Origin of the sequence: Umezawaea endophytica (genome assembly GCF_025061645.1) — a bacterium.
Taxonomy (GTDB): domain Bacteria; phylum Actinomycetota; class Actinomycetes; order Mycobacteriales; family Pseudonocardiaceae; genus Umezawaea; species Umezawaea endophytica.
Window position 1 is genome coordinate 32,845 of sequence record NZ_JANYMP010000051.1, and the last position, 10,165, is coordinate 43,009.

Annotated in this window: 13 protein-coding genes; 4 read left to right on the forward strand and 9 right to left on the reverse strand. The window is 65.5% G+C overall.

From position 1 onward, the window contains the following. Nucleotides 1-145: 145 nt before the first annotated feature. A complete protein-coding gene (locus NZH93_RS48280; protein WP_259630122.1) occupies nt 146-475 on the forward strand; it encodes a hypothetical protein in 330 nt (109 codons plus the stop codon). A gap of 268 nt (nt 476-743) precedes the next feature. After that, nucleotides 744-992 (forward strand): hypothetical protein, encoded by a 249-nt coding sequence (locus NZH93_RS48285; RefSeq protein ID WP_259630123.1) that lies wholly within the window; start codon nt 744-746, stop codon nt 990-992. Nucleotides 993-1,139: 147 nt separating this feature from the next. Here NZH93_RS48285 and NZH93_RS48290 read toward each other — a convergent pair whose 3' ends face one another. From NZH93_RS48290 to NZH93_RS48315, 6 genes are all read right to left on the reverse strand, one after another. Next, on the reverse strand, nt 1,140-1,859 hold the full coding sequence (locus NZH93_RS48290; protein ID WP_259630124.1) for a DUF7341 domain-containing protein: 720 nt from the start codon (nt 1,857-1,859) through the stop codon (nt 1,140-1,142). Continuing rightward, on the reverse strand, nt 1,856-2,398 hold the full coding sequence (locus NZH93_RS48295; protein ID WP_259630125.1) for a zinc finger domain-containing protein: 543 nt from the start codon (nt 2,396-2,398) through the stop codon (nt 1,856-1,858). The genes NZH93_RS48290 and NZH93_RS48295 overlap by 4 nt, the downstream gene beginning before the upstream one ends. Next, the gene (locus tag NZH93_RS48300) at nt 2,398-3,570 is read right to left on the reverse strand and encodes a hypothetical protein (protein ID WP_259630126.1); all 1,173 of its coding nucleotides are present in this window, start codon (nt 3,568-3,570) and stop codon (nt 2,398-2,400) included. Before NZH93_RS48300 ends, NZH93_RS48295 begins: the two co-directional genes overlap by 1 nt. Next, nucleotides 3,560-3,808: a hypothetical protein gene (locus NZH93_RS48305; RefSeq protein WP_259630127.1), complete on the reverse strand. Its 249-nt coding sequence runs from the start codon at nt 3,806-3,808 to the stop codon at nt 3,560-3,562. The genes NZH93_RS48300 and NZH93_RS48305 overlap by 11 nt, the downstream gene beginning before the upstream one ends. An 80-nt stretch (nt 3,809-3,888) precedes the next feature. After that, complete coding sequence (locus tag NZH93_RS48310; protein WP_259630128.1) at nt 3,889-4,290, reverse strand: hypothetical protein; 402 nt, start codon at nt 4,288-4,290, stop codon at nt 3,889-3,891. Between the two features lie 68 nt (nt 4,291-4,358). Further along, nucleotides 4,359-4,685, reverse strand: a complete 327-nt coding sequence (locus NZH93_RS48315) for a hypothetical protein (protein ID WP_259630129.1) — start codon at nt 4,683-4,685, stop codon at nt 4,359-4,361. A gap of 430 nt (nt 4,686-5,115) precedes the next feature. On the opposite strand from NZH93_RS48315, the gene NZH93_RS48320 reads away from it, so the two are divergent. Both NZH93_RS48320 and NZH93_RS48325 read left to right on the forward strand, forming a co-directional pair. Then, on the forward strand, nt 5,116-5,541 hold the full coding sequence (locus NZH93_RS48320; protein ID WP_259630130.1) for a hypothetical protein: 426 nt from the start codon (nt 5,116-5,118) through the stop codon (nt 5,539-5,541). 206 nt (nt 5,542-5,747) lie between these two features. Continuing rightward, nucleotides 5,748-6,122, forward strand: a complete 375-nt coding sequence (locus tag NZH93_RS48325) for a hypothetical protein (protein WP_259630131.1) — start codon at nt 5,748-5,750, stop codon at nt 6,120-6,122. A 78-nt stretch (nt 6,123-6,200) separates the two neighbouring features. On the opposite strand, the gene NZH93_RS48330 is transcribed toward NZH93_RS48325, so the two are convergent. From NZH93_RS48330 to NZH93_RS48340, 3 genes are all read right to left on the reverse strand, one after another. Beyond that, nucleotides 6,201-6,680: a TSCPD domain-containing protein gene (locus tag NZH93_RS48330; RefSeq protein ID WP_259630132.1), complete on the reverse strand. Its 480-nt coding sequence runs from the start codon at nt 6,678-6,680 to the stop codon at nt 6,201-6,203. A gap of 111 nt (nt 6,681-6,791) precedes the next feature. After that, on the reverse strand, nt 6,792-8,405 hold the full coding sequence (locus tag NZH93_RS48335) for an aminotransferase class I/II-fold pyridoxal phosphate-dependent enzyme (RefSeq protein WP_259630133.1): 1,614 nt from the start codon (nt 8,403-8,405) through the stop codon (nt 6,792-6,794). 137 nt (nt 8,406-8,542) lie between these two features. After that, entirely contained in the window at nt 8,543-9,439 is an 897-nt protein-coding gene (locus tag NZH93_RS48340; protein WP_259630134.1) for a S1 family peptidase, read from the reverse strand. Nucleotides 9,440-10,165 lie beyond the last annotated feature (726 nt).

The window sequence follows — 10,165 nt, forward strand, 5'->3', positions numbered from 1 at the left end:
ACTGAACACGTGAACTGAGGGGGACCGGTGTGCACCGGTCCCCCTCTTGCATGTCCGGCCCCGGACGGCTCACAGGGCCGGACAGCGGCTCTACCGGTGACGGAGCGGGTTGCTCTGCCGGTCACTCGGATGCAGTATCGAACGCGTGTTCGAAAATTCAGCTCAGGACTCCCCGGACCTCGTGAAGGTCTGCGACCCCGTTGAGCTGGTCTGGGTGGACCTGGGTAAAGCCCATCGGCCGGAGGTTCCGTCGGACACGCCGCCTGAGTTGAAGGTGCGCAACAGGGGGTTGGTCTTGTCCGGCACTGTGCAAGGCGAGCTACGCGCGTGGGTACGCAGCGCACGCGGCACTTGGTACGGCTTGGTCGACTACGCCGTGCCGTGGTTCGCCTTCGGCACTATTCCCGTGCGGCAGTTGGTGCCCCGCGCGGCGCTTGCCAAGCGCCGTCCGGGAGAGGTCGAGCCACCGTTCTGAGGTGAAGGTGATGGGCGGAGCCCTCGCGACGGGGGGAGTGGCCGCGAGGGCTCGACGCCCTGTCCCAGGGGAAAGCGTCGGCCGGAGGTTGTGTCGACGTTGGCTGTGATGACCTGGCCTCGTTGTGGTTGCCCTTCGGGGCTGTGAATCGCTGAGGCCAGGGGGTGACTCTTGATCACCTGATCAGGTAAGCATTGTCGTTGCGAGGCCGTTCGCGTCGGGAGCGCCGTTAGGTTGCGCGAAACGACCTTGAAGGAAAGGAAAGCCCGTGTTGGCCTCCCGTATCGCCGGTGCGCTCATCGCCTCAGCCGGTTCCGTTCTCCTGGCTGCTACGCCTGCACTGGCGGACAACGACTCCAACTTCGGCGGTGGGGTGAACGCCCCTAACAACTGGAACTTCACCGCTGCCGCAGTCTGTCTTCAGGAGGTCGCGGTCGTCCCGGTGCTCGGCGACTACGTCAGCGACCACGTCAACAACTGTTCCAACGGCAACGTCATCGACCACAGCGGTCGCTGAGTCCGAAACACGCCGAAGGCCCCGCCACTGAGATGTGTGGCGGGGCCTTCGGCGTGTTTCGGACATACGTGTACCCAGTCAGGTCATCATGCTCGCTGAAGCGACTGAAGGTCAACTCCAATCGGCCTCATTCACGTGTGATGCCGGTCACGTCGTTTCCTGGTGGAGTTGCTCGTCCAGGGTCTGGGCGAGCTGTGCCCAGACGTCCAACGGCCAGCGCTGCTCGCATCCGGCGCACACCGCCTCCACCTGCTCGGGGTCGATGCTCAGCGCCGGACGTCGGACGAAGTCCATCTCCTCGTCCGACCACACCTGCACCGTCGCCACCCCACACACCGGACACGCCCGGCCCCGCAACGGGTAGCGGGGCACCGGGTCCAACAGCAACCGTGCGGTGCGCACCCACTCGGCCGCGAGGTCGGCGGCCCACAGCACGTAGTCGGCGGCGGCGTGCTGCCAGTCCTCGGCGTGCCCGCCCCAGGTGCGCACGACCTCCAGCAGGTTCGCCGGGTTGCGGTAGGAGTGCCGATGGCCCACGCAAGCCCGACGGACCTCGTGGCGGATCTCGGCCAGCAACTCCAGCGCTCCGAGGCTGGCCGGCGGACGGCTGCCGAGCTTGCCGGTCGCCCCCGCGCGCTTGCTCCCCGGCGTCACTGCCTCCTGGACCTGGGCGAGCAGCGGCAGCACCTCGGCCACCTCGTGCCGGTCGTCCTGGCGGTGCAACACGTACAAGCCGGGCTGGACAAGCTGGTCGACGGCGGCTTCCCACGCCAAACGTGCGGCGGCAGCCTGATCACGCGTCGGGGCAGGCGGAACCTCGTCGAGGTCGACGTGGTCGAAGCTCTCGGCGTTGTGGGCGGCGGTCATGCGGTGGCTCCTGGTGTGGTGGTCACGGCGTCGAGTCGGCTCGGGTGCGCGCGGCTGTGCAGGTCGCGGGTTTCCCTGCCGCCGTTACGAAGTCGAGTGGTGCGTCGGCACGTGACGCCGGGTAGCGCGCCACAGACTGGGCAGGTGTGGCCCAGGGCATCCGTGGCGCGGGAGGGGTCGGCGCGCGTCCATCCGGCGGCGGCGTAGACGGCCGCGATGCCCCGCCGCCCGGCCGCCGCGAACAGCGCCCGGTCGTTGTCGGTGGGGCGGCGGCGCGGTGTGCGCGCCTCGGTGTAGCGGCGGGCGGACTTGATGCGCTGGATGATCTCGGCCGGGGTGATTCGGTCGGTGACCTTCCCGGCGGCCAGTACGGCGGCGTGACACTCGCCGAGGCTGTACCCGGCCAGTGCTGAACGCCACGCCCGAACGTCGGCCTCGCCGGGGGCTTGGCCCCGGAAGTGCGCGATCATCGCCAGCACCGAAGCCACCTCGGCACGGCTCATCATCTGCTGGTCGAACCGGGTCGTCACGGCGCTCATCAGGCCACCCCCGCCAACGCGGGCGCGCCAACGAAGGATCCCGAGCCGCCCTTGGGAACGTCCCCGCGGCCTGAGGCGACGCCCAGAACGGCGGCCAGGTGCTGCGGGGCCGGGTCGTGCTCGCCGATCTCGCCGTCCTCGATCGCCATCCGGCGCACGAGTTCCATCGCCGCGGCCACTGCGTCGTCGCTGCGGGACCGCCCCGCGGCTTGCGCGATCACCGGTGCCCGCATTGCTTCGGCGACCAGCTCCGGGAGCAATCCCACCCCGAGCCGCTTGCCCGCCCAGGTCCGAAGACCGGTCACGACGTGCTCGGCCGCTATTCCCTCGCCCAGCAGCCCGGACACCTGGCCCACCAGGCGGGAAACGACCGTGCGGGGCAGGTTCGGCACGAGCTCGGCAACCAGCCGCGCGGCGTCCTCGCGTGTGCGCACACCCTCGTGTGCGGGCGCGACGCCCTGAACTTGAGTTTCACTCAACGAGACAGGGACTACGAACCCCTTCCCCCTACCCCCTTCCCCCTGACCCAACGCGGAAGGGATCTCCGAAGGGATCCGGGAAGGGGTCCCCGATCCCTTCCCCAAGGTCTCGACCACGAGTGGCGCAGGGGTCGGCCGCGACTGCGTATCGGGTGCGGAGTCGGGCTCGACGGACGCCGTCGACGCCGTGCCGGTATCGCGACGTCGGCTCGGCGCGCACGCGGCCTTGACCTCCGAGGGCATCGTGCCCACGCCGTCGACGAGCGCCGCGGCGGCCAACCCCGGCGCCGCTCCGCACCGTGCCGGTAGACGGTGCAACTCGGCGGCCACCGCCGCCCGCAGGATCGGACTGGAGATCGCGAACGACTCACGGATCGCGGCGGCCAACGTGTTGGGTTGCTTCCAGATGCCGTCGTTGCGCACCAGCGACCGGACGAGCACCTCCTCGGTGTCGTGGTCGGCCAGCGCGAAGCGGGAGTCGTGCAGTTCGGCGAGCGCGGTGGTGATGGTGTCCACGCTGGTGGTCGAACACATCGATGCCCAGCGGCGCAGTCGCATCGGCACCAGACCGCAGTAGGACAGGTCCTCTTGCGACAGCAGAAGCATGTAGAGCCGCTGGGCGTCGCCGGACAGGGCTCGCCAGTCCGGGTCGTTCCAGATGGTGATGATGAGTCGGGCATGGTCACGCGCCACGGAAGGATCCCCCGGTCTGTGCGTGGTGTGCGGGCAAACGAAGCCGTGCCCGGATACGGGCAGCGGTGTAGGTACTCAGGTGCGTGCGCGTGGCGATCTGCGCGTCGGTGAGGCCGCGGCCGTGCAGCCACGCCACCACCAACTCACGCGCGCCGGTGGACAGTTCCTCCGCGACCAGGCCGTCACCGAGGAACTGACGAGCGGCTTCGGCATCACCGTGAGCGGCAGCGGAAATCATCGATCCGGCTACCGGAAACTGTTGGTGCGCATGGCAAAGCGACGCTCCTTGGCGGGATGCGTGAACGAGGATCGGTCGAGTCAGACCTGAGTAATCGGCGCGAGTGGCTTGCTGTGGTCGCGTAACGGCTGTGTGGCCAGGTTCAGCGCGTAGACCGGCATCAGTTTGCCGCCGTTGCGTCCACGGGTGTCGGTGCTGCGCACGTAGCGGTCGGTACCGACCAGGATCCCGGCAGCGAGCAGCCTGCGGACCGTGGCCCCGACCATCGGAGGACGCACCCACGCGGGCAGCAGGCCGCGCCACCGGTTCGCGCTGGTCTCCCGGAACGGATCGGCCAGTGCGTCATGGACGATCACCCGCACCACGGCTGCGACGTGCGTGCTGTTGCGGGGATCGGAAGCCAGCAACGCGGCGATGTAGTCGACGGTGACCCCGTAGTCCAACGGCAGCCCGATCAGGTGTCGGGTGATCTCGGTGGACAACTCGGCCAACGGGGTCGGGGTACGGGTCCGACCGGCCCCCCGAGACCGGTCGGACCGTATCCCCGCGCTCACACGGCCTCCGTGAGCCGGAACGTCCTGACTTCCGTGATCTCTTCGCAGTCGGCGAGGACTTCCGGATGCAGAGCCTTGATCAGCTTCTGGGACAAGGCCACCCGCAGGGTGCGTCGCCAGGTGACGGCGGGCCGTCCGTCGACGAGGCCGACTTCGGCAAGGCCTAGACGGCTTTTGATCTTGCGCTGGAGATCGGCTTTGACGTTCTTGAGCGTGTCGAGTTGTGCATCGACCACGCGCAGGAGTTCCACGCTGTCGGACAGATCGTCCAGCGGCACGGCGTTGGCAGGCGTCACAATGGCGGCGGGCTGTGATGCGGACATGAGAAGGGCCGCCTCCCTGGCGACCGGTAGTGCTGTGGGTGGTGGACAACGACGGGTAACACCGCTAACCACGCCGCGAGTAGCGCGCCCGAGTCGTCCACGCCCTGCGCTCGTGCTGCGAACACCTTCATCACCGACCCCCCGTCGCTGATGTCACGCCACCCGAACGGAGTAGCTAACGTGACCTTCCGTCATGTTCGCGACCAGCTTACGCACAACGTGTCAAATTTTCATGCACAAAAACTTATTTCCGTGGCACGGAAAATCCCGCACGGCGGAAGTTTCTGTGGTGTCCGACTCCGGTAGGTAGCTCGGGGAGTTGGGGATGCGACAGGATTGAAGCCTGCTGGGGGGCAGTTTGATCATCACTGCGACAGGGAACCGGGTCATGGTCGACGGGGACCGGCGTGACCGAGGAAGGTGTGCAGACATGGCGCGATCCGCCCATGAAGCCAACGATGGCAAGCCGCGCGAGTACGCCTTGGATGTCCTGATAGCGAGGAAGAAGCCGGGGGTCAGCATCCGGCAGATCGAACGCGACGCCGGGTTGCCCCCAGGGTCGCTTGCTCATCATCTCAAGACCGCGAAACGGGGTGCGATCCCGCGCCTTGCGACCATGCAGCGGTTCGCCGCCGCGATCGGCGCGGACTTCACCGAGGTCACCAAGGCCTTCGCGGCGGACTCCTTCGTAGCCCCCGACAGCTCGTCGGTGCTTACCAAGGACGAGCGCGAGGTGCTGGACCTCTATCGCCAGCTTTCCGAGGCGCACAAGGGGTTGGTACGAGCCCAACTGCAAGCGGCCGTCGATTACGTGGCGAAGGTGAGCCCGGCCCGAACCGGGACGAAGCGCTCGTAACCGCCGTAGTGCGACAGATCTCACCGCAAATCTCGGGTTATCGGTGGCGCGGCGAGGCCTGCACCGGTTGAGTGGTCTTCTTCGTCTGAGACCGCAAGCAAACGGAGAGGCAACTGTCTAGCCGCCGCCGGGGAGGGCCGTGCGCGAGGCAGAGACGACCCGCCCTGCGCACCACGCACCGCAGGGCCGCGCACGGGAGGAAAGACGTGGACGTGTCGCTACCGGGATACCCGCTCGTTGCGATCAGGCCGGCCCTCGAAACACCCTGGGACTACGAGGTCAATCCCGACGGGACCAAGACCTTGCTGATTCGCGATGACCTCGGCCTCGCGCAAACCCTAGAGATGATCAACGACCTGCTGCACGACCGCCTCAACGGCTGCCAGATCTGGGCCGATCACGTACTGAAGGTCCTAGGCGCCGAACAGGGGATCGACGCTGGAAACATCACCGATCGCATGACCTTCGAGTTGGCGCAGCACCACATCGTGTGGACCACGGTCGACAACGGTGTCGTCAGGCCCCGCGTACCTGAAAGCCGTCAATCGGAGGACTCTCACTCCTCCGAGGCTCGTTGCTAGAGAGAGGGCTGTCAGGGCTGATGTACTGCGAAGGCTCCCACGATCCTGCTGGGAGCCTTCGCAGTACATCAGCGCAACTTACGTTCGCCAGCTTCCCGCCCCCACGGCAGTCCTGTCTTCATCGACTGCCATGCTTGCCCTTTCGTCGATGGTGAAGATTCCCAGCTTGCGGCGGTCTTCGGGGCTCATGAAGTCGAATGCGAGACGTCGGAACACGTAGTCCATTACCGAGGATGCTTCAGGGATTTCCGGATCGTCTGTCATGCCCATCGGCTCGTAACGCGTGCTGGTCAACTTCTCGACCATGATTTCCAGAGGTACTCCGTACTGGAGTCCGACCGATGCCAGGATGGAAACTGCGTCCATCAGGCCGGAAAGCGTAGAGCCTTCCTTGGCGAACTTGGCGAAGACCTCCCCGAGGCTCCCGTCCTTCTGAGGGTTGCCGGTCAGGTAGAACTCTGCGCCTCCGATGGTGAACGAGGTGGTTTGCCCGGATCGACACCTCGGCATCCGATGGCGCTCGGGAGACCGATCGGTTCCGCACGTCGGGCACGTCATGGAGCATCCTCGCAACATGTAGTAGGTGAACGGGTACGACACCCTAGATGTGGGTCATCCTGTGGTCTTGGTGAGGGTGGGGCAAGCCGCCACGCCGCCACGGCCTGATGATCAGTTCCGCAGGCGGCTCACGATGCCGTCGACGTCGGCTACCGCTCGCGCACGCTGCTTGGCTCGACCCTCGATCTGCGGCCCCCAGGTCCGCAGTGCAAACGCCATGCTCCGAAGTCGGGCAGTTGCTTCGCGCAAGTCGTCAAACCCGACCGCGAGGTTCCCGCGCAAGATGAAGGTGTCGTCCGGGTTGTCTGGTCGATAGCGATAACCGAACAGTTCGCCTGGCAGTAGCGCTACCCCGGTGTCTGTCCGATCCTCTCCGTAGTGCAAAAGGACGGCGAACGCGTCGATACTGCTGGTGAGCTTGGTCGAGAAAATCCTGGGTGACACGCGAAGCGAGGCGTACCAGCCACCTTCGGGTTTGTCCAAGTGAAAGGCGTTGAAACCAAGCGCATCGTTGATGTTGGCAAGCTCGGATTGAAGAAATGCAAGCTTGCTGCGATAGACCCGGTTCCAGTCGTCCACCCAGGTTTGTGGGGTAAGGCATAAGGCGGCTATTCCGCTTAACTCGTCTATCTGCGGAACGCGACCGTAGCTGAACAGGGTGCGATAGTGTGCAAGAGAGTCACGGAGCTTCTGGTTGGTTGTGGCAGCAAACGCGATCCGGCACGTCGGGTAAGCGAAGGTCTTGCTTGGCGTCGTGACGGTGACCGTGTAGTCGCTCATTCTGCCCAGGGTCGCGTCGCCGAGATCGTGTCCGGTGATGGCCCCGATGGGCTGCGGGTGCAGGTCGGCGGTGAGGTAGCTTCCCTCGTATACATCGTCGCCCAGGACGAAGACCGGGCTGTCGGGGTGTCGCTGGTTGTACCGCAGCACGGCCGCGGCGATACCCAGCGCCCGATCACGGCTCAAGACCCTGCCGTTGGCGTTGTTGACGATCGGCACGTACACGGCTCGTCCGGTGTGGCCTGTCGTGGTCTGCAACCAGTGATTGACCGACTCGGCGGTAAGGTCGGGCGTCACCGACAGTTCCGCGCCGAGGAGCGGAGGAATGAGTCGTAGGCTTTGGTAGTAGCCTTCGGGGACGAGTATCCGTCCACCAAGTGGGCGAAGTTCCTCGTAGTCTCGCTCGTAGAGCAAGCTGGCGCAGAACCCGAAAAAGACCCCCTTGAAACCACCCGAGAACACCATGACGTCGTCCATCGTCACGGAGAATTGAAGTTGATTCCAATGGGCGACCGCGAATGATCGAGCCTCGTCGTCCAGTCCGCTTGACCCGCCACGGTATGCGCCAAGTCTGTGTTCCCGTTTGACGAGGTAGCTCAGGAAGCTGTCTGGGGATTCATCGCGACGACGGCATTTGTTACTCAGAATGTCAAAAGCTGCGCGAACCGATGTGCGGGGGCGGTGTTGTAGATCGAATTCGTCCAAGTCATCGACGGTCGGTGGTCGTGTGCCGTCCCTTTGGGAGCACGCATAGGAGAATAGTCCGCGTTGTTCGCGGAAGAAGTGCTGGCCGAAGTCGGTGACCACTTGGTGAGGGTTCGCCGAGGCGTGGCTACCTTTGTAGAGCTTGACGAGACGATGCTTTTTCTTGGCCTCATCGAGAATTCTGTACACGGACGAATAGAGATCGTCGAACTTAGCCTGAGGTCCGGATTTCGTTGCCACTGCCGACGTTCCTTCGGTAGCCAGTCTAGTAAATTCGCCGGTCGGGAACTGGTGGTGCGGCACGCCCCGGCCGCTGGGGGAGCAGCAGCCGGGGCGCGTGGGGCTACTCAGGGGGTAGCCTGCTCTGTGGCCACCGCTTACACGGCGGCGCTGGACAGCTCGACCTCGTCGGCCGCCCTGGGGTCGTTCTTCCGCAGGGTCTGCATGATCCAGCGGTACAGGGACGTGAGGTCTGACCAGATGCCAGCGCCGTTGCGGCCGTCGGGGGCGGTCGTGCAGACGTTGGGCCGCAGCTCCCAGTCGTCGCCGTCACCCGAGGTCGCGCCGATCAGGACTTCGCGGCCGTGCCGGACCTCGACCTGAGGGCCGCCGGAATCACCGAAGCAGCCCATCTTCTTCTTGCCGTCACGCGACACCGTGCACAGCTCGGTCGCCGGGTCGAAGAACCGGACACCGGTCTGCGGGTCGGCCACCGAGCATCGACGGTCCGGTGCGATCTTCGTGTCGAGCTGCTGCAACATCCGCGACGCCGCGATGCACGACGGGTCGTTGAAGTCCGAGTCGCAGGTGATGCCGAAACCGAAGATCCGCGTCGGAGTGCCCGGCTGGCCCGCTCGACGGGCGATCGGGATCGGCTTCTGCGGCACGGCCTGGTCCAGCAGGATCAGGGCGACGTCGTTGCCTGCCTTGTCCGGTGCTCCCAGCGGGTGGGAGAACACCTGCTGGATACCGGCCAACGTGCCGCCGGTCGTGCGATCTGCCGAACCGATCCGGACGTGAAACTGCCCCGGAACGATGCGAGGGGCGCAGTGCCGCGCCGTGATCACCCACCTGTCAGCGATCAGAGAGCCGCCGCACTCGTGATCACCGTCGGGGTACTGGATGCTCGCCATGTAGGAGCGGGCCTGAGCGTCCTCGCCACCCACGACGAGCGGCGCTACGGGACCCTGCGAGTTGCCGCCCTGGTTCCCCCATGGCTGCATCGGGTTGTCCATCGTGTCGATCTCACCGACGTTCACGCCGCGGTGGTTCATCGGATTCGCCGCGGCGCCTGCCGGAGCTATGGCCGCCAACCCCAAGGAGGCCGCGCAGACCGCGAGGGCAACGCGTCTCCAGTCATACATTTTCACTGACTCGTCCTCGGTTCTTATCGTGGGATCGAACTGTGGAGTTGCCGCCTAGGCGATGCATGCGCGCTCACGTCGACGGAGAACTCCTGCGTCTCCGCGTCCGCCACCTCGTCCTTGCGGACGTGGCGACCAGTCGCGGACACCCCCGAATCCGCCCCTTGAGGGAGGTAGGGCCGTACCCGTCTAATGCGCACTTTGGTATCGGCCATCGAGGAAACGCGGTGTTGGTCGGCTCGGGAGGATTTGATCGGAGGACGTTCAGTGACAGGTGACTGGCAGGTTCGCTCGGCTGGTGCAGATACCTGGCTTTGTGCCCACTTCGCTGCGCGCTTCTGACGTCGTTCACGGAGCAGGGAGCGCGCAACCCAGCAGGCAGCAAGCCCGACCAGGACGATCAGGAGCAACCATGCCCCTGTCCGGATCCAGGCCACCGTTTCCCAGCTCACGGCGTCCTCCTGCGTGATGACTTGCCAACCTGCGCAACACCAGTGACCAAGCGCTCGGTGCGTCCCGAATCGCGAAGACGTGGGTGAGACTGCTTCAATTTGCCCAGCATTCGAACTCCTTTCGCGTCGTTCGATTGCTGGAATAAATCGCTTACGCGAGTTTCAGTCCTTGGCCTCAAGTGGT